This is a genomic window from Streptomyces sp. 15-116A, from assembly GCF_025290915.1.
In the GTDB taxonomy this organism is placed as follows: Bacteria; Actinomycetota; Actinomycetes; order Streptomycetales; family Streptomycetaceae; genus Streptomyces.
In genome coordinates this window covers 1-23,987 of record NZ_JAOCQE010000078.1, presented here as the reverse complement: position 1 = coordinate 23,987, position 23,987 = coordinate 1, and the positions used below count along the sequence as shown (strand labels likewise).

At 72.4% G+C, this 23,987-nt stretch carries 18 protein-coding genes, 2 tRNA genes, 2 pseudogenes and 1 riboswitch; of the genes and pseudogenes, 13 read left to right on the top strand and 9 right to left on the bottom strand.

Going from position 1 to position 23,987, the window contains the following annotated elements:
* The 7 genes and pseudogenes from N4P33_RS15555 to N4P33_RS15525 all read left to right on the top strand — a co-directional run.
* Positions 1-203, top strand: a pseudogene (locus N4P33_RS15555) (hypothetical protein); the annotation flags it as partial.
* Positions 204-487: 284 nt separating this feature from the next.
* Positions 488-2,614: a DEAD/DEAH box helicase gene (locus N4P33_RS15550; RefSeq protein ID WP_260827201.1), complete on the top strand. Its 2,127-nt coding sequence runs from the start codon at positions 488-490 to the stop codon at positions 2,612-2,614.
* A 152-nt stretch (positions 2,615-2,766) separates the two neighbouring features.
* A tRNA-Lys gene (locus N4P33_RS15545) sits at positions 2,767-2,842 on the top strand.
* A 333-nt stretch (positions 2,843-3,175) separates the two neighbouring features.
* Complete coding sequence (locus tag N4P33_RS15540; RefSeq protein ID WP_260827200.1) at positions 3,176-3,640, top strand: hypothetical protein; 465 nt, start codon at positions 3,176-3,178, stop codon at positions 3,638-3,640.
* Between the two features lie 89 nt (positions 3,641-3,729).
* A complete protein-coding gene (locus N4P33_RS15535; RefSeq protein ID WP_260827199.1) occupies positions 3,730-5,259 on the top strand; it encodes a hypothetical protein in 1,530 nt (509 codons plus the stop codon).
* A gap of 80 nt (positions 5,260-5,339) precedes the next feature.
* A complete protein-coding gene (locus N4P33_RS15530; protein ID WP_260827198.1) occupies positions 5,340-6,038 on the top strand; it encodes an ABC transporter ATP-binding protein in 699 nt (232 codons plus the stop codon).
* Positions 6,035-7,231, top strand: a complete 1,197-nt coding sequence (locus N4P33_RS15525; protein WP_260827197.1) for an FtsX-like permease family protein — start codon at positions 6,035-6,037, stop codon at positions 7,229-7,231. The genes N4P33_RS15530 and N4P33_RS15525 overlap by 4 nt, the downstream gene beginning before the upstream one ends.
* Before the next feature lie 155 nt (positions 7,232-7,386).
* Here the strand turns inward: N4P33_RS15525 and N4P33_RS15520 are convergent, their stop codons facing one another.
* The 4 genes from N4P33_RS15520 to N4P33_RS15505 all read right to left on the bottom strand — a co-directional run bounded on the left by N4P33_RS15520 (position 7,387) and on the right by N4P33_RS15505 (position 10,484).
* Positions 7,387-7,824, bottom strand: a complete 438-nt coding sequence (locus tag N4P33_RS15520; protein WP_260827196.1) for a hypothetical protein — start codon at positions 7,822-7,824, stop codon at positions 7,387-7,389.
* A 129-nt stretch (positions 7,825-7,953) separates the two neighbouring features.
* Complete coding sequence (locus N4P33_RS15515) at positions 7,954-8,379, bottom strand: hypothetical protein (RefSeq protein WP_260827195.1); 426 nt, start codon at positions 8,377-8,379, stop codon at positions 7,954-7,956.
* A gap of 133 nt (positions 8,380-8,512) precedes the next feature.
* Positions 8,513-9,751 (bottom strand): cation:proton antiporter, encoded by a 1,239-nt coding sequence (locus N4P33_RS15510; RefSeq protein ID WP_260827194.1) that lies wholly within the window; start codon positions 9,749-9,751, stop codon positions 8,513-8,515.
* A 478-nt stretch (positions 9,752-10,229) separates the two neighbouring features.
* On the bottom strand, positions 10,230-10,484 hold the full coding sequence (locus tag N4P33_RS15505; protein WP_260827193.1) for a DUF3040 domain-containing protein: 255 nt from the start codon (positions 10,482-10,484) through the stop codon (positions 10,230-10,232).
* A gap of 669 nt (positions 10,485-11,153) precedes the next feature.
* Here N4P33_RS15505 and N4P33_RS15500 point away from each other — a divergent pair.
* The gene (locus N4P33_RS15500) at positions 11,154-12,200 is read left to right on the top strand and encodes a HAMP domain-containing sensor histidine kinase (RefSeq protein WP_260827192.1); all 1,047 of its coding nucleotides are present in this window, start codon (positions 11,154-11,156) and stop codon (positions 12,198-12,200) included.
* Between the two features lie 31 nt (positions 12,201-12,231).
* A complete protein-coding gene (locus N4P33_RS15495) occupies positions 12,232-12,891 on the top strand; it encodes a response regulator transcription factor (protein WP_260827191.1) in 660 nt (219 codons plus the stop codon).
* Positions 12,892-13,066: 175 nt separating this feature from the next.
* Here the strand turns inward: N4P33_RS15495 and N4P33_RS15490 are convergent, their stop codons facing one another.
* On the bottom strand, positions 13,067-14,344 hold the full coding sequence (locus N4P33_RS15490; protein WP_260827190.1) for a cation:proton antiporter: 1,278 nt from the start codon (positions 14,342-14,344) through the stop codon (positions 13,067-13,069).
* Between the two features lie 256 nt (positions 14,345-14,600).
* Here N4P33_RS15490 and N4P33_RS15485 point away from each other — a divergent pair, with 256 nt between their 5' ends.
* The 3 genes from N4P33_RS15485 (at position 14,601) to N4P33_RS15475 (ending at position 17,334) form a co-directional block, all read left to right on the top strand.
* Positions 14,601-15,728, top strand: a complete 1,128-nt coding sequence (locus N4P33_RS15485; protein ID WP_260827189.1) for a dihydrofolate reductase family protein — start codon at positions 14,601-14,603, stop codon at positions 15,726-15,728.
* 36 nt (positions 15,729-15,764) lie between these two features.
* Positions 15,765-15,838, top strand: a tRNA-Met gene (locus tag N4P33_RS15480).
* Between the two features lie 307 nt (positions 15,839-16,145).
* Positions 16,146-16,302, top strand: a riboswitch (cyclic di-AMP (ydaO/yuaA leader).
* A 12-nt stretch (positions 16,303-16,314) separates the two neighbouring features.
* On the top strand, positions 16,315-17,334 hold the full coding sequence (locus N4P33_RS15475) for a M23 family metallopeptidase (protein ID WP_260827188.1): 1,020 nt from the start codon (positions 16,315-16,317) through the stop codon (positions 17,332-17,334).
* 119 nt (positions 17,335-17,453) lie between these two features.
* On the opposite strand, the gene N4P33_RS15470 is transcribed toward N4P33_RS15475, so the two are convergent.
* The 4 genes from N4P33_RS15470 to N4P33_RS15455 form a co-directional block, all read right to left on the bottom strand.
* Positions 17,454-18,746 (bottom strand): PrsW family intramembrane metalloprotease, encoded by a 1,293-nt coding sequence (locus N4P33_RS15470; RefSeq protein ID WP_260827187.1) that lies wholly within the window; start codon positions 18,744-18,746, stop codon positions 17,454-17,456.
* 54 nt (positions 18,747-18,800) lie between these two features.
* Entirely contained in the window at positions 18,801-19,655 is an 855-nt protein-coding gene (gene trmB, locus N4P33_RS15465; protein ID WP_260827186.1) for a tRNA (guanosine(46)-N7)-methyltransferase TrmB, read from the bottom strand.
* A gap of 56 nt (positions 19,656-19,711) precedes the next feature.
* Positions 19,712-20,920, bottom strand: a complete 1,209-nt coding sequence (lhgO, locus tag N4P33_RS15460) for an L-2-hydroxyglutarate oxidase (protein WP_260827202.1) — start codon at positions 20,918-20,920, stop codon at positions 19,712-19,714.
* A 138-nt stretch (positions 20,921-21,058) separates the two neighbouring features.
* A complete protein-coding gene (locus N4P33_RS15455) occupies positions 21,059-22,483 on the bottom strand; it encodes an MFS transporter (RefSeq protein ID WP_260827185.1) in 1,425 nt (474 codons plus the stop codon).
* 728 nt (positions 22,484-23,211) lie between these two features.
* On the opposite strand from N4P33_RS15455, the pseudogene N4P33_RS15450 reads away from it, so the two are divergent.
* A pseudogene (locus N4P33_RS15450) lies at positions 23,212-23,987 on the top strand (asparagine synthase); the annotation flags it as partial.

Genomic DNA, 23,987 nt, shown 5'->3' with positions numbered 1-23,987 from the left:
GGCCGGCGAACCCCACCCCCGACGACCGTCCCGTCCCCCCGGAGCCCACCCGGACGCCGGATCCGCAGCCCACGCCGACGCCGCCGGAGCCGTCCGCCACGCCGGAACCCACGGTCGCGGAGCCGTCCTCCTCGGCGCACGAGCCGCCCCAGACCCAGTTGGCGCAGCGGGAACCGGCGCCGGAGGCGGGGGCGCCGGCCTAGACGGGATACAGTGGGGCTCGTTCGCTTGTTTTCTGTTCGCTGCCCACCGCTCTGACCTGCGGTTGCGCCCCTGGACGACAGCCCGGTTTGCTTTCGGGGCCCCAGGGTGCGTATGGTGGCAGATCGTTTGATCCTATTTGCCCGGCGCCACTGCAGAGCGCGCCGTGTGGCGCGTACTCTCTCCCTTGCCGTGGTGGACCGCATCGAGGCGGTCGTATTGCGAATCGCGAATCACGGAGTTGACGGGCGCGTGCCGAAGAGACTCCGGAAGGTTTCGCATTCGTATGCCCATCGCCAGTACTGATCACGTCGTCGTGCCCGAGAACGCCGACACCCTCGACTCTCCCGACAACGTCGAGAACCTCGAGAACGTCTCGGACACCGACGTCACCCCCGAGGTCACGTTCGCCGATCTCGGACTCCCCGAGGGCGTTGTGCGCAAGCTCGCGCAGAACGGCGTGACCACCCCCTTCCCGATCCAGGCCGCGACCATCCCGGACGCCCTGGCCGGCAAGGACATCCTCGGCCGGGGCCGCACCGGTTCCGGCAAGACCCTCTCCTTCGGTCTGCCGACCCTGGCCCAGCTGGCCGGCGGCCGGACCGAGAAGCACCGCCCGCGCGCCGTCATCCTGACGCCGACGCGCGAGCTGGCCATGCAGGTCGCCGACGCGCTCCAGCCGTACGGCGACGTCCTCGGCCTGAAGATGAAGGTCGTCTGCGGCGGTACGTCGATGGGCAACCAGATCTACGCCCTCGAGCGCGGCGTCGACATCCTCGTCGCCACGCCGGGCCGGCTGCGCGACATCATCAACCGCGGCGCCTGCTCGCTCCAGAACGTGGAGATCACCGTTCTCGACGAGGCCGACCAGATGTCCGACCTGGGCTTCCTGCCCGAGGTGACGGAGCTGCTCGACCAGGTTCCGGCGGGCGGTCAGCGCATGCTGTTCTCCGCCACGATGGAGAACGAGATCAAGACCCTCGTCGACCGGTACCTCGACAACCCGGCCACGCACGAGGTGGACGCGGCGCAGGGCGCGGTGACGACCATGTCGCACCACATCCTCGTGGTGAAGCCCAAGGACAAGGCGCCGGTCACCGCGGCCATCGCCTCCCGCAAGGGCCGCACCATCATCTTCGTCCGCACCCAGCTCGGCGCCGACCGCGTCGCCGACCAGCTGCGCGAGGCGGGCGTGAAGGCCGACGCGCTGCACGGCGGCATGACCCAGGGCGCGCGCACCCGGACCCTGGCCGACTTCAAGGACGGGTACGTCAACGTCCTGGTCGCCACCGACGTCGCCGCGCGCGGCATCCACGTGGACGGCATCGACCTGGTGCTGAACGTGGACCCGGCCGGCGACCACAAGGACTACCTGCACCGCGCGGGCCGCACGGCGCGCGCGGGCCGCACCGGCACGGTCGTCTCCCTCTCTCTCCCGCACCAGCGGCGCCAGATCTTCCGGCTGATGGAGGACGCGGGCGTCGACGCCACGCGCCACATCATCCAGGGCGGCGCGGCCTTCGACCCGGAGGTCGCCGAGATCACCGGCGCCCGGTCGATGACCGAGGTCCAGGCGGAGTCGGCGGGGAACGCCGCTCAGCAGGCCGAGCGCGAGGTCGCCCAGCTCACCAAGGAGCTGGAGCGGGCGCAGCGCCGGGCGACGGAGCTGCGCGAGGAGGCCGACCGGCTGATCGCCCGCGCGGCCCGGGAGCGCGGCGAGGACCCGCAGGCGGCGGTCGCCGAGGCGGCCGAGGCGGAGGTCTCGCTGCCGGAGCAGCCGACGGCGCGGGACGTGGAGCGCGCGGAGACGGCGCCGGCGCCGTACGAGCGGCGCGAACGCCGGGACGACCGTGAGGGGTTCCGCCGCGACGACCGCAGTGACCGCGGCGACCGCGGGGGACGCTCCTACGAGCGCCGGGACGACCGGGGCGGGTTCAACCGCGACCGTGGTGGCTTCCGCCGGGACGACCGGGGTGACCGGAACGACCGCGGCGGTCGTTCCTTCGACCGTGACCGGGACCGTGACCGCGGCGGTTTCCGCCGGGACGACCGTGACCGTGACCGGGGTGGCTTCCGCCGTGACGACCGCGGTGAGCGCGGCGACCGTGGTGGCTTCCGCCGGGACGACCGGGGTGACCGTGGCGGCCGTACCTTCGAACGCCGGGACGACCGGGGCGGGTTCAACCGCGACCGCGACCGTGACCGCGGCGGCTTCCGCCGGGACGAGCGCGGCGGCCACCGTGGCAGCGACCGTCCGTTCAACCGCGACCGCCAGGGCGACCGCCCGGGCTTCCGCTCCGGCGGCCACGACCGTCCGTCGCACGACCGCCCGTACGGCCGTCGTGACGACCACCGCGGCGGCGGCTCCTTCGGCCGCCGCGAGGACAAGCCGCGCTGGAAGCGCAACGGCTGACACCGGCGAGCAGAGCTGACCGGAAGGGCCCGCACGACCCCCGTCGTGCGGGCCCTTCCGCACTCCCGGGCAACACGTCGACGCCCCCGTCCCGGATACCCGATCGGCGACGCGGCCACGTCCGGCTATGCTCGGGGAGGCAACATCGCCAAGGGCCCTTAGCTCAATTGGCAGAGCAGTGGACTTTTAATCCATTGGTTGTGGGTTCGAGTCCCACAGGGCCTACCAGACCCTTCGGGGTCAGAACCCCCGCTGACCTGGTCAGGCGGGGGTTCTGTCGTTTCAGGGGCCTGCCACCGAGGGGCACCCGGGGACGCGTACGTCCCACGTAGGCATGAACACGGGGACTCACCGTTGGCTGGAACAGGCCTCCTTGCCGCGCCGGCAGCCGGCCTGTCGGTACCAGGCTGTACGTTTCGCCCCCACCCCTCCGGCTTCCTGCATCGATGCGCTTACACCGCTTTTCAGCCAGTCACCGGATGTGCCCCTACCAGTAGATTCCAGGCTTTGTCAGGCGGTGTCCGGACTGCGAGCCGTCGTCATGAGTACGGGGAGATACAAGTGAAGAAGACCCTGCTGACCACCGGGCTCGTCGGGATGCTGGTGGCGGCGACGGCCGCGCCGACCACGGCCGTTTCCGACTCCGGAGCGACGGCGCTGCCCGGTACCGGTGCGAAGATCCAGGTCAATGCCTGGCACTGCAACGTCTACGCCGACAAGTGCTCCTTCAAGACGTCCACCAAGACCGTGAAGGGTTCCGCGAAGTACAAGGTCAGCAAGATCACCAACACGGCCACGGTGAAGGCCAACGGCTGGCAGGCCACTCTCTCGCTCAGCCCGAGCGGTACGTACGTGAGTGAGAACACGCGTCGGGTCAGCTGGACCAATAAGAACACCTGGATCGCCGACATCAGTGGCATCGCCGACCCGGGCGGCTCGATGAACACGAGCATCACCACATGCTCCGACGGCGGTGCCTTCAAGGCCGGGGTCAAGGCGTTCGCTTCGGCCTGTGCCAACGACTGACGGTGAATCGGATCAAAGGCAGCGTCCTTCGTGAGAGGACGGGGCGTCTTGGTCGTCTGGCCGCGGCTGCCGCAGCGGGCTTCGCCGCAATGGCCGTCGGCTTCTTGGTGTTCAGCGGTGGGACCGTGGACCGGCCAGGCCCGCCCGGTGGTGATCTGGCCGCGCAGCTCGATGTCCTACGTGGGGCGAACGACCTGGTACGTGCCTCGCAGGAGGACATCGGGCGGGATCCCGCACTGTATCCGACCGCGTACGGGCGCCTCGATGCCGCGCTCAGCAGTGTGGACGTACCTGATGTCAGCCCCGGGGCGCTGGCGGATCTCGCGCGTACCGACTCCCTGGACAGCCCCGCCTGGCGGGCGCACTACGTGTGTCTGGCGCTGGAGGGATCACAGGGCGCCGAGCCTGCCGATGCCGCGTCGGTTCTGGACAGGGCCGGTATCCGGCAGGAGGCGGTGAGCGAGGCGCTCGCCTATCTGCGCGCACCGCGCAGCGAGGACGACCCCCTGACCTCGCTCGCCACGCGAGCCGCCTTCCTGCGGACCTTGACCTGCCTGGACCGCGACGATCAGGTGTCCCGTACCGCCCTGAACCGCCTCGCCGCGGACACCGCGCGCGCCGCCGAACCCCTCCCCGTGCTTTACGCCGTCGACGCATTGCGGGCCGCCGGGGTGCGCGGCCGTGCCACGCGGGCCGTACGGGACGCCGATGTCCTCCTGCGGGCCGGCTGCGACAGTCTGGACCCTCTGCAACGAGCCGCGTTGGCCCTGCTGCATGGGCGGCTGACCCAGCAGACGCGCACCTGCCTGTGGTCCGCGCTGAACGACTCCGACGCCCAGACGCGCTGGGTGGTGCGGCGCGCGCTCAGCATGGGTGCCGCGTCGCCATCGGGTTCGCTGCCAGCCCCCGCGGGAAGCGTCCGGCTCGACGGGCTGGTCGCCAAGTCTCCGGCCCAGCTGGGCACACTCACCGCGACCTACAACGCCGCCCGGGCCCTGACGGCCGCCGCTCAGCAGCAGCACACGCCGGACTGGCTGAGGGCGCGACTGAAGCAGCTGGGCTCGGACCCCCGGCTCGATCCGTCCGACCGGATCCTGCTCGCCATGACGTGCCACCGCCTGTCCCTGAGCTGCGGGCCGCAGGCCGACAAGGGCGCCGAGCAGGCGGCCGGGCTGAAGGTGCCGGCCCGCCTCACCACGCAGAATCAGCGCAGTTGGTACGGCGCCATGGCGGCGCGCGCGGAGTTCGGTCTGGGCTGTGCCCGCACCGCCGTCGAGGTGCCCCGGGAGAAAGGCGGCACGCTCTCGCCCCGCTCGCTGCGCATCGTGGTGACACTCGCCGACGCCGGGTGCACGGCACAGACGGAACGGCTCACCAGGGGCATCGACCTCGTGGCCCAGGCCCGTACGGCACTGCGGAGCGGGGACCTGCTGACCGCGTCCGACGCGGTCCAGGCGGCCCTCGCTGCTGATCGGAACATTCCGCAGTCGCTCTGGGAGCAGCTGCCCAGGCTGCTGGAGCGGTACCGCGACGCGAACCACCGTGACCTGTACACCGTCTCCCCGGGCGGTCCGGCCTCCGCTGATGCCACCAGGGCCGCCTACTACCTCCTCGCTTGAAGCGCCTGAACTCGCCTAAACGCGCCTGAAGTCGTCTGAACTCGCCTGAACTGCCCCTCGTCAGAAGGACACCCCGACGTATGAACACCGCATCCCCACCCGCCGTCGTGGCCGAAGGGCTCGCCTTCAGCTACGCGTCCGGCGGTGGTCTGACCCGCGCGGATCTCACCCTCGGCGCAGGTGAGACGGCCGCCGTCGAGGGTCCCTCGGGTTCCGGCAAGAGCACGCTGCTCGCCCTCCTCGGGCTGATCCTGTCCCCGGACGCGGGCGCGCTGCGCATCGCCGGGACGGAGACCGGCGCGCTGTCCCCGGCCGAGCGGGACCACCTGCGACGACGTTCGATCGGCATCGTTCTGCAAGACCTCGGGCTCCTGCCGTTCCTCAACGCCTGGGAGAACGTCGCCGCCGCTTTCGGTCCCCGGCTCGCCCGCCATCGCGGCGCGGCGCGCGAACTGCTCGGGGACCTTGGGATGGCGGACCTGGTCGACTCCCCGGTCACCGAACTCTCCGGCGGGCAGCGGCAACGGATCGCCGTCGCCCGGGCGGCCGTGAAGCAGCCGGTGCTCATCCTGGCCGACGAGCCGACCTCCGGCCTCGACCCCCGAACCGCGAACGCCGTCCTGGACGCCCTGCGTTCCTGCGCGGAGCGGGGCTCGGCCGTCCTGCTGGTCACGCATGACGCGGCGGTCGCCGAAGCCTGCGATCGGCGTCATGTGCTCGACGAGGGCGTGCTGTCGGCCGCCCCTCAGGCGAACGTCTTTGAGGAGGACCGGGGATGAGCCGCTGGAGCCTCTACACCTGGAAGCGCGACGGACGTTCCCTGCGCAGGGCGCTGCCCACCCTCGCTGTCCTGGCCGCGTTGCTGACCACCTCCGCCGGGGTGGCGGCGGGGGCCGCCGGGGCCGTCGAGCGGGATGTGCTGGGGTCGGGCGGGCTCACCCAGATCGAGCTGTCCTCGTTCGAGGGCGACGCGTCGGTCCGCCCGCTGACCACGTCGGCCCTGCGGGACGCCGGGAACGTGCCCGGGGTACGGCAGGTCGTCGCCGACTACCCCTCCGTGCTGTACGCCGAGGAAGACGGGACGTACGACCTGACCAGCCGCACGCTGACGCCGGGCGACGATCTGCCCGTCACCCACGGCCGGATCCCCGCGCGGCTCGGAGCGGACCAGGTCGTGCTCCCCGCCGGCGCGCAGGGAACCGACTTCGCCCCGCTCCTCGGCCGGACCGTCGCCTTCGGATACACCAAGGCGACCGGGGCCGCGTCCGGCAGCACGGCCGTGATCAAGCTGGAGATCGTCGCGCTGTACGACCCGAGCTGGCAGGCGGACGGACCGGGCGTCGCCTATCTCTCCGAGGACACGGCCGCGTTGCTGGCCGCGGCGCGCGCCGGACAGAAACCCGAGGTCTTCCGGGACAAGGAGGGTGCGGAGTCCGCCGTCGTCGTGGTCGGGCACCAGAGGCAGGTGGGCGCCGTCACCGCGTCACTGCAGGATGACGGGTTCTCGGCGTCGCCCGTCTCCGACCGGGTCCGTGAGCTGCCCGGTCTGTTCGGGGCCGCGGATCTCGCCATGCGGGTCGGGGTGGTGGTCGTGGCCCTGGTCGCCCTGGGGCTCGGGGCTGTTCGGGCCGCGGACAGCGCGCGGGCGCGGCTCGGGCAGTTCGCCGTACTGCGGATTCTCGGTTCCGGTCGGCCGGAGCTGCGCCGGATCCTGCTCGGTGAGGCTGTTCTCTCCGGGGGTGTGGCGGGTGTGGTCGGGGTGACCGCCGGTACCGGTCTGTCCGTGGTGCTGGTGGGGCCGCTCAGTGAGGTGCTGGGGCTGCCGATCAGGGTGACGGACGCCCTGCCCGGGCCCGCCTGGGCCGCGGCGGCGCTGCTGCTGCCCGCCGCCGGCCTGGCCGTCGGCACGGTCCTCGGCAGCCGGGAAGTCCTGCGCCGAGACCCCTACCTCACGGCACGCGCGCACAGCTGAGGCGTCATTCCGTCCGGAGGTGACGCGTGCGACGCGGATCAGGAGGTGGCGGTCGGTGGGGGTCTCCGGGCGGTCCAGCGGCATGAAGTCGACGACCTCGCCGACGCCGCCCCAGCGGCACGACTGCCCGCAGCTAGGGCGGCATCGCCTGCGGGTTACGTAGTCTCCGGGCGGTACGTCGCCAGGGACCAGATGACGAAGACGTCGATGGCCATCATGATGACCGACCAGACCGGGGCGTACGGCAGGAAGAGGAACTGGGCCATCAGGCTCAGGGACGCCAGCATGATGCCGGCCATCCTCGCCCACTCCTGGCCGGAGAGGATGCCCCAGCCGACGATCACGGCGATGGCGCCGAGGATCAGCAGGATCCAGCCCCAGCCGGTGAGGCTGACCTCGTAGACGTAGTCGCCGAGCCGGGCGTAGACGTCGTCCTCGGCGATCGCGGCGATGCCCTGGAAGACGGCCAGGATGCCGTTGATCAGCAGCAGGACACCGGCGAAGGTGACCCCGCCGGTGGCCCAGTCGCCGCGGCCGGTGGGGGCGGTGCCGTAACTGCCCTCGGGTCCGCCGGAGTGAGGTTGTGCGGTCATGGAACGCACCCCTTGTCTCGCGTGGCGGGCGGCATCGGGCACCGGCCGCCGTGCTCTACGACCCTCGGTGCGGACGGCCGCACCGGCCACAGGAGGTCCGCCGGACGGGTGAGGAGGGAGGGCTCCGGCTCAGCAGGGGCGGCCGTCGTCCGGGTCCGTGCCCGTCGTGAGGCGGTGGTAGGCCGCGCGGGCGTGCGCCAGGCGGGAGGCGGCGGTGCCGACGAGCGCGGCGGTGAGCAGGCAGCCGAGCCAGAAGGTGTCGCGGGGTCCGGCCCAGGTGAGGACACCCGCGGGCGGGATGGCGAAGCCGTTGAGGAACAGCCAGCACAGGACGGCCGTCCCCGGCGCCGCGGTGAACCGGGCCCACACGCCGAGCGCGGCGGCGAGCAGCGAGAGGGCGGTGAGGGCGAGGCCGGGGCGGTCCGGGCCCACCATCGTGTTGATCAGCGCCACCAGAGTGAGCGCACCGCCGAACGCACCGGCCCACACCAGCGGGGTGGCGGCCGGCTGGGGGACCGGTCTCGGTCCGGTGCCGAGATTCACCCACTCGATCATGCTGACGCTCCCCTTCCGGTCCCTCCCCGGACGCGAGTCCCGAGCCGCTTCGATTTTCCCACCTCCGCGGGAGCCGGGTACCGGCGTTCCGGACAGCCGCGGGGCTGTTCGCCGTGCGCCGGGCGGCCGTTGTTCACCCGCTCGCCGTGGCCGGTTCGGCGCGGTCGAGCGGTGGGGCGGTGTCGAGACCGGCCGGTGCGACGAGTTCGGAGGAGCCGCGCGGTCCCCTGCCGACGCGGCGGGCCAGCGGTTCCGTCCAGCGGGCGGTGAGCGGGCCGAGGACGACCAGGATCAGGACGTACGCCGTGGCCAGCGGGCCGATGCGCGGCTCCGTGCCGACCGCGAGACCGGCGATGACGATCGAGAACTCGCCGCGCGCCACCAGCGTCCCCCCGGCCCGCCAGCGGCCCTTCGCCGGCAGGCCCGCGCGGCGGGCGGCCCAGTAGCCGGTGGCGATCTTCGTGAACATGGTGACGACGGCCAGGGCGAGCGCCGGGAGCAGGACCGGCGGGATGTTCGCCGGGTCGGTGTGCAGACCGAAGAAGACGAAGAACACGGCCGCGAAGAGATCCCGCAGCGGGGACAGCAGCCCGTGCGCCCCCTCGGCGACCTCCTCCGACAGCGCGATGCCGACCAGGAAGGCGCCCACCGCCGCCGACACCTGCAGATGCTGGGCGACGCCCGCGACCAGCAGGGTCAGTCCGAGCACCACCAGCAGCAGCATCTCCGCGCTGTCGGAGGACACCGCGCGGCTCACCAGACGCCCGTGGCGCAGGGCGACGTAGAGGACGGCGCCGACGGTGCCCAGGGAGATCAGCAGGGTCAGGCTGCCGCCCGCGAGGCTCACCCCGGCGAACAGGGCGGTGAGGATCGGCAGGTAGACGGCCATGGCGAGGTCCTCCATGACCAGCACCCCGAGCACGACCGGGGTTTCCCGGTTGCCCAGCCGGCCGAGGTCGCCGAGGACCTTGGCGATGACGCCGGAGGAGGAGATCCAGGTGACTCCGGCGAGCGCCACGGCGGCGACCGGGCCCCAGCCCAGCAGCAGCGCGGCGACGGCGCCGGGCGCCGCGTTGAGGACGAAGTCGACCGCACCCGAGGGGTAGTGGGTCTTGAGGGTGGTGACGAGCTCCGAGGCGCTGTACTCCAGGCCGAGCATCAGCAGCAGCAGGATGACGCCGATCTCGGCGCCGGTCGCGATGAACTCCTCGCTGGCGCCGAGGGGAAGGATGCCGCCGTGGCCGAAGGCGAGCCCGGCGAGCAGGTACAGGGGTATGGGTGAGAAGCCGATCCGTCCGGCGAGGCGGCCCAGCAGTCCGAGGGCGAGGATCACGGCGCCGAGTTCGATGAGCAGGGCGGTGGTGTTGTGCACGGGCGTCTGACCTCCGTGGTTCGTGCGGTGGCGGCGTCTGTGCCTGGGCGGGTGCGGCGTGCGGGTGCTGACGGGTGCGTGCGGGTGCCGGACGGTTCGGTGCCGGGCGCGCCGGGGACGCGGGGCAGCGGGTGCCGGTGATGAGGGGAGGGACGGGCGCCGATGTCGTGGCGGAGCGCGGCCTGTTCGGGGGCCGGAGCCGGATCGGCGTGGGAGAGAGGCGTCAGCGGAGCGTGCTGCTGCCGGTATCCGGGACGCCGTCACGGGCGGCGTTGTCGACACGTACGCGGATCACTCGACCCATGTCACGCCCCCCTCGCGTATCGGCCAACCGGTCACTCAGTGCTCAACGCTCGACAGCGAGCGGAACATCATGCAACGGAGCGTAAGCGCTCGATAAGGATTCTAGCGCAGCACAAAGGGGGTGAATCGGCAGGCAGTTCGCATAGGGCGCGGAACGGCCGCCGGTGACGGTGGGTCAGCGGACCGGGTCGAAGAGCTGGACGGCTATGCCGCTCAGCACCAGTCCCGACGCGATGAGCAGCCCGTCGGCCAGGGCGACACCGGTGATCAGCAGGGCTATGCCGATGCCCAGCACCCACCAGGCGCGGGTGCGCCGGAACCCACGCGGCCGGGCCGGACGCCCGTGGGACAGCGAGCGGGCGAAACGGGGGTCCTCCTGCTCGAGTCGGGCCGCGAGATCGACGAGACGCTCGTCGTCGGACTGGGGCACGGCTCCTCCTTCCCGGCCGAGGGCGGCAGCGAGGGGGCGAGGAACGAACGGGCCGATCCGCCGAACTCGGGTCGGCCCAAGGGGAGTTTGCCCGTACGGCGGCACGACGACGCCCTCGCCGGCCCAGCACTCCCACTGACGCTCGCTGTTGATGTCGTACTCCAGCGTCCTGTGTCCCGTACCGCGCCCACCATCGGGTCCGGCCCCCATATGCCCCGGACCCGGGCCTTAGGGGGTGTCCGCAAAGTCCCTCCCCCAGAGGGGGTACCCCCAGCCCCGCGACGCCCGGCACGCTCCCCCACTGCCTTAAGGGCGTGGGAGGTGCCCCCACTCGCCGCACCGGGCGAACACCCGAGTACAACCAGTACGCGGGTGTCCGCCCGGCACTCCCCCAGCCTCCGGCCGGGGGGACCCCCAGAGCACGCACCGGACGCCGCAGAGCCCGCCCTTCGGGCGGACGACTGGACCTTGCGGACACCCCCTAGGGGCCGCCGCCGAGCACGGGCAACGGCCCGCGCGGAAATGGGTGCCGGCACGGATGGCGCCCGGCGCGCGCAGCGCACACGCTGGTCGTGACGGCCCGTGCCGCGCCCCCGGACGCGGGCCGTCCACGGCTCCCGCCGCACCGGGAGCCGCTGCTCACGACGCACGGCGAGGAGGCGGTACGGGGTGCCCCTGTTCTGGCGGATCTTCCTGCTGAACGCCGTCGTACTGATCACGGCCACCGCCCTGCTGCTGGGACCGGTCACCGTCTCCACCCCCGTGCTGCTCACCGAGGCCGCGGTGCTCACCGCCGGACTGGCCGCCATGCTCGTCGCCAACGCGCTGCTGCTGCGCGTCGGCCTCGCCCCCCTGCAACGCCTCACCCGCGCCATGACCACCACCGACCTGCTGCGCCCCGGGCAGCGCCCCGCGGTCGCCGGGCGCGGGGAGATCGCCGAGCTGATCAGCACGTACAACACGATGCTCGACCGGCTGGAGGACGAGCGGGCCACGAGCAGCGCACGCGCGCTGTCCGCGCAGGAGGCCGAGCGCCGGCGGATCGCCCAGGAACTGCACGACGAGGTCGGCCAGAGCCTCACCGCCGTCCTGCTCCAGCTGAAACGGACCGCCGACCACGCGCCGCAGGAACTGCGCGAGGAGCTGCGGCTGGTGCAGGAGACCACCCGGGGCAGCCTGGACGAGATCCGTCGCATCGCCCGCCGGCTGCGCCCGGGTGTCCTCGACGAGCTGGGACTGGTCAGCGCCCTGAAGGCGCTCGCCACAGAGTTCGGCGGCTACGGCCTGACCGTCCAGCACCGCCTCGATCCCGACCTGCCCGGCCTGGGCCGGGAAGCGGAGCTGGTGCTGTACCGGGTCGCGCAGGAGGGTCTGACCAACGCCGCCCGGCACGCCGACGCCACCCGCGCCGAGATCACCCTCCGCCGCACCCCGGTCGGCGTCGAACTCCGTGTCCGCGACAACGGGCGCGGCATCGGTGACTCCGCGGAGGGGGCGGGTATCCGGGGGATGCGCGAACGTGCGCTGCTCATCGGTGCGGGTCTCGGCGTGGGCCCGCCCGGACACCGCGCTCCCGGCACCGACGGCGACCCCGGCACCGGCAGCGCCGTCGGCTCACATCATGGCCCAGGCACCGAGGTGCGCCTGACCGTCCCTGTTCCTGCCCCCGGCTCCCCCGCCACCCGACGCGCCGCGTCCCCCGAGCCGCCCCCGTGACCGATGACCCCGACCGGAAACGACGCCGCACATGACCCAGCCGGCCCCCACCCGCATCCTCCTCGCCGACGATCACGCGCTCGTACGCCGTGGCGTTCGGCTGATACTCGACGGTGAACCCGATCTGACGGTCGTCGCCGAGGCGGATGACGGTGCCGAGGCCCTTGAGCAGGCCCGTGCGCACCGCCCCGACCTGGCCATTCTCGACATCGCCATGCCCCGCCTGACCGGCCTCCAGGCGGCCCGCGAACTCTCCCGGGACCTGCCGGAGACGCGGATCCTCATCCTGACCATGTACGACAACGAGCAGTTCTTCTTCGAGGCCCTGGGCGCCGGCGCCTCCGGGTACGTCCTCAAGTCCGTCGCCGACCGGGACCTCGTCGAGGCCTGCCACGCCACCATGCGCGGGGAGCCGTTCCTCTATCCCGGTGCCGTCAACGCCCTGATCCGCGACTACCTCGACCGCGCACGGGAGGGCAGGGCGCTGCCCGCCAAGGCCATCACCGAGCGCGAGGAGGAGATCCTCAAGCTCGTCGCCGAGGGCCACACGTCCCAGCAGATCGCCGGCCTCCTCGTCATCAGCCCCAAGACGGTCGAACGCCACCGCGCCAATCTCCTGGCGAAGCTCGGCCTGAAGGACCGCCTGGAACTCACCCGGTACGCGATCCGGGTGGGCCTGATCGAGCCCTGACCGGGAGTGGGATGGCCAGGGCTGGAGGCAGCGCTGGACATGGCGGACGAGGGGTGCGGCTACCGGTCCGCCTCGGCTACCGATCAGCGTTGGCCTCGGGGGCAGGAGCAGGAGCAGGAGCAGGGGCAGGAGCAGGGGCGGGCACCGGCCCGCGTCGGCCACCAGCCCGCCCCCCTCACCGTTCCACTTCGACCCGCGCAGCCACCCGCTCCCGTTCGCCGCCCTGCCCGGCCTCCGCGCCCGAGTCCCGTACGGCGTCCCACGCGCCCCTCCGCCCCCGCAACCGTCCGCCCACCACCCGCAGGCACCGGGCCAGCACATCCGCCCGCCCCGCGACCACCGGACCCAGCACGGCGAGGACCAGCACGTATCCCGCGATGAACGGCGCCAGCCGGTCGTCCAGACCCGCGCCCGCCGCCATGGCCGCCAGGATCAGCGCGAACTCCCCGCGTGCCACCAGCGTCGTGGCGATCTCGGCCGCGGTGCCGGTGCCGTACCGGTACAGCCGGGCCACGAGCAGCCCCGCGACCAGGTTCATCACCACGGTCAGTGCCGCCGCGGCGGCGACCGGACCGGCGACGGACGCGAGGTCCCCAGGGTCGATGGCCAGCCCGAAGGCGAAGAAGAAGATCGCGGCGAAGGCGTCCCGCAGCGGATGCACCAGCGTGCGGATGCGCGGCCCGGACGGCGTGCCCGCCAGGATCAGACCGACCATGAACGCCCCGATCGCGTCGGCGACCCCGAGCACCTCGGACACCCCGGCGACCAGCACCGCCGCCCCGAGGAAGCTGATGACCAGCAGTTCGTTGTCGCGCACGGCGATGAGCCGGCCGACCAGCCGCGTGCCGTAACGCGCCGCGGCGGCCAGCACCAGCAGGAACCCGAACGCCTTCGACGCCTGGAGCAGCATCTCCCCCACGCCCTCGGCCCCGCCGATGATCGGCTGGAGCGCGGCCAGATACAGCGCCAGGAAGATGTCCTCGACCACGATGACACCGAGGATCAGCCGGGTCTCCGGGCGGCCGATGCGGCCCAGGTCGATGAGGATCTTCGTGACGATCGCCGACGAGGAGATGCCCAGCACCCCGGCGAGCACCAGCGCCTCCCGGGCGCCCCAGCCGAGGGCGAAGCCGAAGCCGAGACCGGCGCCGACGTTCAGCAGCAGATAGATGCCGCCGGCGCTCAGCAGCCGCCGGCCGCCGCTGCTCAGATCGTCGAGGTGGAACTCCAGGCCCAGGTAGAACAGGAGCAGCACGAGACCGAGCGCGGAGAGCATCTCGAAGTCGTGCGGGTCCGCGACCAGGACCAGACCGGGCGTGTGCGGGCCGAGGAGGATGCCGGCCAGCATGAACAGGGGGATCGTCGGCAGCCCGATCCGGCCGCCGAGGCGGGCGAGGAACGCGGCGGCGAGGAAGGCGCCGCCCATGGCGAGCAGGGTGTCAGCATGTCCCACGGGTCACCACCTTCCACAGCACGGGAGCGGGGCGTGATCTCATCGGCAGACCCGAGTGGATAGGGCTTCTCCTTACGTACGAGGTACGGCACCTACGGCCATGCAGGGCACCGCTCCACGCTCACACGCCGCCCGCCCCCACGCCCATCCGTGCCGCCACCCAAACCACCCGGAGGACGACACCCACACCCACCCGCTTGCCAGACTTGCCCCGAGCCCCCTCCGCGCAAAAAAGCCCACACCAGGAGACCCGTCCATGCCCCACCCGTACGTCCTGCTGTCCGCCGCCGTCTCCCTGGACGGCTACCTGGACGACACCGGCCCCGAGCGGCTGCTGCTGTCCAGCCCGGCCGACTTCGACCGGGTCGACGACGTACGGGCCTCGGTGGACGCGATCCTCGTCGGCGCCGGCACCATCCGCGCCGACAACCCCCGGCTGCTGGTCAACTCGCCCGCCCGCCGCGCCGCCCGCCGCGCGCGTGGCCTGCCGGAGTACCCGCTCAAGGTCACCGTCAGCGGCTCGGGCGACCTGGACCCGGCGGCCGCCTTCTGGCACACCGGCGGCGAGAAGGTCCTCTACACGACGGACAAGGGTGCCGAGCGGGCCCGCTCCCTGGGCCTCGCCGCCGACGTCGTCCCGCTCGGCCCGGAGCTCGGCTGGCGCCGCCTCCTCACCCACCTGCACGACGTGCGCGGCGTGCGGCGCCTGATGGTCGAGGGCGGCGGTGTGATCCACACCCAGCTGCTCACCCAGGGCCTCGCCGACGAACTCCAGCTGGTGTTCGCCCCGCTCTTCGTCGGCGACCCGGACGCCCCCCGCCTCTTCGGCCCCGGCTCCTACCAGGGCGGACGCCTACGGCTCCTCGACACCCGCCGGATCGGCGACGTCGTCCTCATGCGCTACGAGCCCACCGCGCCCGGCACCGGTGAGCTGCCCGCCGCCGCCGACCACCACTGGCTGGCTCTCGCCTGCGAGCTGGCGGCGAATTGCCCGCCCTCGGACACGGCGTTCAGCGTGGGCGCGGTGATCGTCGCGGCCGACGGCACGGAGCTGGCCCGCGGCTGGTCCCGGGAGGGCACCGACCCCGTGGCGCACGCGGAGGAGGCGGCGCTGGCCAAGGCCGATCCCACGGACCCCCGGCTGGCGACCGCGACCGTCTACTCCAGCCTGGAACCCTGCGCCCGCCGCGCGTCCCGGCCCGCGCCCTGCGCCCGGCTGATCCTGGACGCCGGGATCCGCCGGGTGGTCACGGCCTGGCGCGAGCCGGACACGTTCGTGCCGGGCGCGGACGGCACCGGCGTGCTCAGGGACGGCGGGGCCACGGTGATCGTTCTGCCCGAGCACGAGGACCGCGCGAAGGCCCCGAACAGCCACTTGTTCTGACCTGCCGCGCGGATGGCGTACACTGGTGTTTACCGACGCGGGGTGGAGCAGCTCGGTAGCTCGCTGGGCTCATAACCCAGAGGTCGCAGGTTCAAATCCTGTCCCCGCTACTGAAGGCCGAGGGCCGGAATCCGAAAGGGTTCCGGCCCTCGGCGTTTTCCTCGTTTCCTCGGATGCTCCCCCTTCGCCGTCACGCCCCGTGATCGAGTCGCCTCGCTGCGCATAACAACTGACATAACGTCAGAAGTCTTGGCCTTCATGATGCGCGGTCAACTCGCCCGTTTTCGCCCGTCCATGACTCTTAAGTCCCCGCGAAAATCGTTAACGATCAAGAGGAACGGCTTGGAATCCGAGCCCCGCGTCTATTAACGTTCGATAACGCAGCGCGGTCGTCCCAGCCGTCACAGAAGTCGGCTCCGTGCGCACGCGCCGAATCCCGTAAGGGAACCGGGGAACCACCACTTGGGGTGAATCGGGCGTATGCCGCCGTGGAGACACGGCTCGTATACGCGCGTAGGAGACCTTCCCGCTCCGAACCCGTCAGCTAACCCGGTAGGCGGAGACGGAAGGAAAGGAGTACGCCCACGTGGCGTCCAACCGGCCTGCCCCCGAGGCACCGTTCACCCCGAGCGACACGTTCGTCTACGGCGGCATCCGCACCGACGAGGGCCCCTTCGAGGAGTGGAACCCCACCGAGGAGTCCGTCCGCCCGGTCCGCGGCCGGCATCGCGTCACCAAGCAGCGCGGCGGGGGACTCGCCCGAAGCTCCACCGTTCTCGGCGTCGGTGTCATAGCCGCCGTCGGCGCCGGCGGTATGGCCAGCGCCCAGACCGGCAAGCCGCCGGTCTCCATCTCCATGCCCGACCTCCCCAACGTGGGTTCCCTCATCTCCGACGAGGAAACCCCGAAGGGTTCCGCCACCCCGCTCAGCGACATCGGCGTGACGAGCGCCGACACCGAGCAGGGCGCCTCCGACGCCGGCGAGGCGCTGCGCGCCCGGATCATGGCGCAGGTCGAGCAGCAGCAGGACCAGGCCGAGAGCAAGGCCGCCGCGGAGGCCGTCGCCGCCGCCGAGAAGGCGGCAGCCGAGGCCGCCGCCAAGGCGGAGCAGGAGGCCAAGGAGAAGGCCGAGGCGGCGAAGAAGAAGGCCGAGGAGGAGGCCCGCAAGAAGGCCGAGGCCGAGCGTCTCGCCGAGCTGGCCAAGCAGTACGCGCTGCCGACCTCGTCCTACACCATCACCTCCACCTTCGGTCAGGCCGGCGCCTACTGGTCCTCCGGCCAGCACACCGGCCTCGACTTCGCCGCCCCCACGGGCACGCTGATCAAGGCCGTCCACACCGGCACGATCACCTCCGCCGGCTGGGACGGTTCCTACGGCTACAAGACCGTGCTCACCCTCGAGGACGGCACCGAGATCTGGTACGCCCACCAGTCCTCGATCAGCGTCAGCGTCGGCCAGAAGGTCAACACCGGCGATGTGATCGGCCGCGTCGGCTCCACCGGCAACTCCACCGGCGCCCACCTCCACCTGGAGGTCCACCCCGGCGGCTCCGCCTCGGGCATCGACCCGCTGGCCTGGCTGCGCAGCAAGGGCCTCACCCCCTGAGTCTTCCGGCGGGCTGAACCGCACCGCCACCCGAACCCCGGCAGTCCCGACGGCGCCCCCCCGACGTCAGGGCTGCCGGTCGGCGTTCTGCGTTCGGCGTTCTGCGTTCTGCCTTTCGGTCACATGCGGTACGGATTGGTGCCGTAGCCGTAGCCGTAGCTGTACCCCGCCCACGCCGGTACCGCCACCGGAACCGGCGGTGCCGTCGCGCGTGCCGCGTACTCCAGGGCCGGGCGGGCCGCCGCGCGCCGGTGCCACAGCTCCCGCAGCAGCTCCCGCTCCCGTACGACGAAGTCCCCCCGGGCCCGCCCGAGCCGCCCCCGGTAGCGCAGGACCGCGAGCGAGGTCGCGTACGCCTCGTACTCCGCGACCGCCCGCGCCGCCGCCTTCCCGCCGTGCCGCCGCGCGTACTGCCGGGCGATGCGCCGGGCCCGCATCAGCCCCAGCGCGTACGGCTCCACCGGCGTCAGCCACCCGGCGATCACATACGCGGGCAGCTCCGCCCGCACGGTCCTCAGCTCACGCTGCCGCGTCCACACCACCAGCCAGGTCAGCACCCCGAACGTGGGCACCATGAACGCCGCGTACACCGCGAAGAAGCCGTACTCGCCCAGCGTGGACGAGCCGTTCCACAGCGCGTGCAGGCCCATCGCGAGCAGCAGCCCGGCCGGCGGCAGCAGCACCCGGCGGACCCGCTGCCGCTCGGCCGCCAGCGCGGAGATGCCGAACCCGATCCCGGTGAGCACCGTGAACAGCGGGTGCGCGAAGGGGGACATGACGATGCGGACGAAGAACGTCGCCGCCGTCACCGACGCGATGCCGCTGCCGCCGGTGAGCTGATCGGTGCCGAAGGCCGTGCCGAGATAGAGGATGTTCTCGGTGAACGCGAAGCCGGTCGCGGTGACCCCGGCTATCACCACCCCGTCGAGGATCCCGGTGAAGTCCCGTCTGCGGAACAGGAACACCAGCAGTACGGCCGCGGCCTTCGCGGACTCCTCGACGACCGGCGCTATCACGGTCGCGCCCAGCGTGTCCGCCCCGGCCGGGTCGGCGGTCGCCGTCGCTATCCATCTGGTCGCGAAGCTGTTGGCGACGATCGCTATCAGCGCCGCCGCGCAGGCGCCCCAGGCGAACGCGAAGACCAGGTTGCGCCAGGGGCCCGGCTCCACGCGGTCCAGCCAGCGGAAGGCGGCTATCAGCAGCGGCACTGGCAGCACCGCGAGGCCCAGCCCGACCAGGAAGCCCTCGGTGCCGGTCTGCTCCCGCACCAGGGCGAGGATGACCAGCCCGGACAGGGCGAGAAGCGTGCTCAGCGCCGCGTAGCGCACCCAGGTCCGCTGCCACCAGTGCGTGGGCCGCGCCGGGCCGGCGGCGGGGCGGCTGAGGTGCGTCGGATACGGGGAGCTGGCCACGCGTCGACCCTAACGAGGCAGGGGCGCCGCCCGCAGGACCGCGAGAGGTGCGGGTCAGGCGCCGGTGGAGGGCTGGTCTTCGTGCTGTACGCGACGGAAAAGAAGGTCGTTCACGACATGACCCTTCTCCAGTCCCTGCCCCTCGAAACGGGTCAGCGGCCGGAACTCGGGGCGTGGCGCGAAGCCGCCGTGGGCCTGTGTGTTCTCGAAGGCGGGATGCGCGGTGAGCACGTCGAGCATCTGCTCGGCGTACGGCTCCCAGTCCGTGGCGCAGTGCACCAGCGCGCCCGGTCTGAGGCGGGCCGCGGCGAGGGTGAGGAACTCCGGCTGGATCAGCCGCCGCTTGTGGTGGCGCTTCTTCGGCCAGGGGTCGGGGAAGTAGACGCGCAGCCCGTCGAGGCTGTCGGGGGCGAGCATCTCCCGCAGCAGGATGATCGCGTCGCCGTTGCCCACCCGGACGTTGCTCAGGCCGAGCTGGTCGGCGAGGTTGAGCAGGTTGCCCTGGCCCGGGGTGTGCACGTCCACGGCGAGGACGTTGGTGGCGGGGTCTGCGGCGGCCATCTGCGCGGTGGCCTCGCCCATGCCGAAGCCGATCTCCAGCACGACCGGATTGCCGTTGCCGAAGAACGCGGCGAGGTCCAGCACGCCTCGGCCGTCGATGTCGAAGCCCCACTGGGGCCACAGCCGCTGCAGCGCGTCCGCCTGCCCAGCGGTCACCCGGCTCCGCCGCGGCTGGAAACTCCGGATCCGCCGCTCGAAGTGCGAACCGGCGGGATCGGCCTTGGGCCCGTCCGGGAACCTCGGCTCCCCCTTGGCCCGGGTACGGCGGACCGACACCCCGGGGGTGTGCGGGGAGAGGTGACCGGGGGCGGACCGGGGCGCTTCGGGGGTGTTCACGGAGTCAGACACAGTGCTGTCGATTTTACGGGGGAGCAGCCGGACCCCGGCCGTGCTGTGGACCACGCTCACCGCCCCAGCGCGGCCAGCGCCCGCCGGGCGACCTCCCGGCCGATCGGCAGCGAGGCCGTCGCCGCAGGTGAGGGGGCGTTCAGTACGTGCACGGCCCGGGGAGTCTCCTGGATCAGGAAGTCGTCGACGAGGGTGCCGTCCCGCAGCACGGCCTGCGCCCGCACACCGGCCGCCGTGGGGAGGAGATCCTCCTCGGTCACCGCGGGCAGCAGCCGCCGTACCGCCTGGGTGAAGGCCGCCTTGGACAGCGACCGGTGCAGCTCACCGGTGCCGTACCGCCAGTGCCGCCGGGCCAGCTGCCACGCACCCGGCCAGGCCAGGGTCCCCGCCAGCTCACGGGGGCGCAGGGTGCGCCAGTCGTAGCCCTCGCGGGCCAGGGCCGGCACCGCGTTGGGGCCCACATGCACGCCTCCGTCGATCCCGCGCGTGAGATGCACCCCGAGGAACGGGAACGCCGGGTCCGGCACCGGATAGACCAGACCCCGGACCAGCTCCGGCCGCGCCAGCTCGTAGTACTCACCCCGGAACGGCACGATCCGCACGCCCGGGTCGTCGCCGGTGAGCCGGGCGATCTCGTCGCAGTACAGCCCCGCGCAGTTCACCAGCACGCGCCCGCGTACGACCTCACCGGAGGCGGTCCGGACGGCCACGCCCCGCTCCGGCCGGCGGTCGACCTGGACCACCCGGGCCCCGTACCGGATCTCCGCTCCGGACGCCTCGGCGAGCTGCCGGGCGACCGCCGTGAAGTCACAGATGCCGGTGGTGCCGACATGGATGGCGGCGAGTCCCGTGACCTCGGGCTCGTACTCGCTCATCTGCGCGGTACCCAGCTCGCGCACCGTGAGCCCGTTCTCCCGCCCGCGCTGCACCAGCGCGTGCAGCCGGGGCAGCTCGTCCCGCCCGGTGGCGACGATCAGCTTGCCGGTCACGGCATGCGGGATGTCGTACTCCGCGCAGAACTTGACCATCTCCGCGGCACCCCGCACCGCGTACCGCGCCTTCAGCGACCCCGGCCGGTAGTAGATCCCGCTGTGGATGACCCCGCTGTTCCGCCCCGTCTGATGCCGGGCGGGCCCCGCCTCCTTCTCCAGCACGGCGACGCGCGTCCCGGGCGCGGCCCGCGTGATCGCATAGGCGGTGGACAGCCCGACGATCCCCCCACCGACCACGAGCACATCACAGTCGTACGCCACCACGTGCACCACCTCCGACACCGATAGTGCACCGAACCACTGACAACGCCGTCCAGAACAGTTACCCCAGGGGCGCGGGGAACTGCGCGACCAGCCACAACGCGCCCGCAGCCTCAAGACAACACAAGCCCGGCAGACGCCTAGGAACGCTCACGCCGGCGCCATCAATAGCGGCCGAGCCCGCTCCCGCAACTCCACAACCCGCGGCTCATCCCCATACGGCTCCAGCCGATGCAGAAGATCCCGCACATACTCAGTGGTCCGTGCGGACGAAATCCGCCCAGCCACCTCCACCGCCCGAACCCCCTGCTCGCACGCCGCATCAAGATTCCCCGACTCCAGCTCGGCCACCGCCGAGACAACAAGCCGAAGCCCGTGCGACCGCACAAACTCCTCCGTCGGCTGCGACAGCGCCTGCTCCGTGAACCTCCGCACCTGCCGCGGCGCCTTCAGATCCCGGTAGCACTCCGCCGCGTCCGCCGCGAACCGGTCGTAGGAGTAGAAGCCGAGCCACGAGGGATCGCTGTCCCCGGGCCGGGATCGCTCCAGCCATCCCTCCGCCGCCTTCAGCGCGGCGCCCGCCGCCTGCGCGTCCCCCGCGCGTGCGTGCGCGCGTGCCTCCACGAGCCGGAAGAAGCTCATCGTGCGGGCCGTGGCCAGCCCTCGGTTGCGTTCCAGCGCGGCCTGGGCGAGATCGACGCCCTCGTCCCCGAAGCCCCGGTACGTCGCCTGGAGCGACATCGACGCCAGCACATACCCGCCGAGCGGGACGTCCGCCGCCGCACGCGCGAGCCGCAGCGCCTGGATGTAGTACCGCTGCGCCGCCTCCTGTTGCCCCGTGTCGAAGGCCATCCACCCGGCCAGCCGGGTCAGTTCGGCCGCCGCGCCGAACAGCGCGCGGCCCACGTCGTCGGAGTACGAACCGAGCAGCAGCGGCGCAGCCTCGACCCGTAAACACTCGGGGACCATCGACGAACGCCAGTCGCCGCCGCCGTACTTGGAGTCCCAGCGCCGCGCGTCCTCCGCGGCCTCGCGCAGCTTCTGCACATCGCTGTGGCCGACTTTGATCGGTGCCCCGGAGCCCTCGGACGGGCTCACCTCCCGGGCCACCGAGCTGTCGGCCGGGGTTATCAGCCATCGCGAGGCGGGAGTCGCGTAGGCGCTCACCGCGAACGATCCGGCGAGCGACTGCCAGATGCCGCCGGAGCCGGCGCGGCGGCCGGCGAGGTCCAGCCGGTACAGCTCCGTCGCGGACTTCACCGCCTGTCCGACGTCCCGGGGGAAGGCGAGGCCCACCTCGGGTGCGGGATCCGCGTCCGCCAGTCCGATCTCATGGAGCGGGACGGGGCGGCCCAGCTTCTGGGCGATGGCGGCGGCGATGAGGTGCGGCGCCGCACCCTGCGGCACCATCCCCTTCGACACCCAGCGCGCCACCGACGTCTTGTCGTAGCGAAGCGTCAGTCCTCGCTGTGCGCCAAGGTCGTTGACGCGACGCGCGAGGCCTGCGTTGGAGATTCCCGCGAGGGCGAGAACGGCGCCGAGCTTTTCGTTCGGCCCGCGTTGCTCCCTGGACATGCGCCACCCCTCGACACAGACGGCTGCCGCGCTGGCATAACCACGCGGCATTCGTAAACCCAGCGTAGTTCGCCGCATCCCAAGCGTTAAGGGGCATTCTTCCGGATGGCGGGATTGTGGTCCGTACTGAAGTACGGGTCCGATACGCGCAGTTGCGGCGTGCTCCGGGCGTGTGGCCGTGCGCCTGTGCGTGCGCTCTTCTCCGGCCATCTCGGGAGCGGTTCCATGGTCGGTGCGTGGGTCGGCCCGCTGTACTGGATCCAGCGGGCTGGGGGACACCGCCGCCTTCATCCCCGCGGGCGGCGGAACGGTCCGGGAGGCGTACTCCGTCTCCCGGACTGCGCGACCGCCCGGCGGTGGGCCGGGGTTGCACGGAGCGTGTTCGAGGCTGCTCTCCTCGCTCCGATTTGGCCGAAAATCGACCCCGCGGTGCGGGGGGTATCACCGCGTTCACCCTGGCAGTTGAGGGCGCGTTGGGTGCATTTGGGGCGCGTCGTGGGGGCGCATTCACGTCGCCGTGGAGTGGGACGGGGCGCGGTGACGGGTGGCGATCTTTGTGCGGTGGGCGGGAGTTCGGGTCCGCGCGCGAGCAGGGGCGGGTGTCTCCGCCGGGGCGCATTCGGCGGAGCACATGCCGGTCCGGCACGCCTCCGCGGCGCCTCCTTCATGGCAGCATGGAGAACCGGTTCGTGCGGTGCACTGGTTGTCCACAGCCTGTGGAGGCGGCGATGCGGTGGTTGGTGGGGTGGAGCAGCACCGCCGCGGGAGCCGTCGGAGCCGGTGGGTACGGCTCGGCCGGCGCCACCGGCAACGACGGCGAGACGGTGCACCCCGTGGGGTCCCAGCTGCTGTGGGGCGACCCCGACCCGCTGTGGGCGGTCGGCGACTGGCGGCCCGACGAGGTGCGGGTGGTGACGGCCGACGCCCAGACCCGCATCGCCGTCCTCGGCACCTGCGGCGCCTCCGACGAGCAGCTGCGCGTCGCGTTGTTCGCCGCGCGCGGCGGGGCACTTCGGCATCTGACCGCCTGGCCGGGCAGCTACACCGCGGTCGTGAAGGTCGGGCGGCGGGTCACCGTCTGCGGTGATCTCGCGGGCGCCCGGCCGGTGTTCTACACCCCCTGGGCCGGCGGCACGGCGTACGCGACCGCCGCGCTGCCGCTGGCCGACCTCATCGAGGCCAACCTCGACTTCGGGCACCTCGCCGCGCTGCTCGCCGCGCCCGACGTACCGGCCGCGCTGCACGACTCCACCCCCTACGACGGCGTGAAGCGCATCCCGCCGGGGCACGCGCTGATCCTGCGCGCCGGGGCCCGGGAGATCGCCGGATACGAACCGGTCGCCTCGCTCGCCGTCGCGGCGCCCGCCGCGGATCCGGAGCGTGCCGTGGACGCCGTGCGGGACGCGCTGGTCGAAGCGGTACGGACCCGGCTGGCGGCGCCCCGGCACGTGCCCGGCGCCGACATCGACCCCGGGCCCGTGCCCGGGATGGGGCCGGCGGAGCG

What these genes read in the sequence shown, in the direction of transcription:
- N4P33_RS15525 (WP_260827197.1), top strand. Translation starts at nt 6,035, where the DNA reads ATGAGCCGCTGGAGCCTCTACACCTGGAAGCGCGACGGACGTTCCCTG.
- N4P33_RS15455 (WP_260827185.1), bottom strand. Translation starts at nt 22,483, where the DNA reads ATGTCCAGGGAGCAACGCGGGCCGAACGAAAAGCTCGGCGCCGTTCTC.
- N4P33_RS15530 (WP_260827198.1), top strand. Translation starts at nt 5,340, where the DNA reads ATGAACACCGCATCCCCACCCGCCGTCGTGGCCGAAGGGCTCGCCTTC.
- N4P33_RS15520 (WP_260827196.1), bottom strand. Translation starts at nt 7,824, where the DNA reads ATGACCGCACAACCTCACTCCGGCGGACCCGAGGGCAGTTACGGCACC.
- N4P33_RS15535 (WP_260827199.1), top strand. Translation starts at nt 3,730, where the DNA reads ATGGCCGTCGGCTTCTTGGTGTTCAGCGGTGGGACCGTGGACCGGCCA.
- N4P33_RS15485 (WP_260827189.1), top strand. Translation starts at nt 14,601, where the DNA reads ATGCCCCACCCGTACGTCCTGCTGTCCGCCGCCGTCTCCCTGGACGGC.
- N4P33_RS15515 (WP_260827195.1), bottom strand. Translation starts at nt 8,379, where the DNA reads ATGATCGAGTGGGTGAATCTCGGCACCGGACCGAGACCGGTCCCCCAG.
- N4P33_RS15550 (WP_260827201.1), top strand. Translation starts at nt 488, where the DNA reads ATGCCCATCGCCAGTACTGATCACGTCGTCGTGCCCGAGAACGCCGAC.
- N4P33_RS15495 (WP_260827191.1), top strand. Translation starts at nt 12,232, where the DNA reads ATGACCCAGCCGGCCCCCACCCGCATCCTCCTCGCCGACGATCACGCG.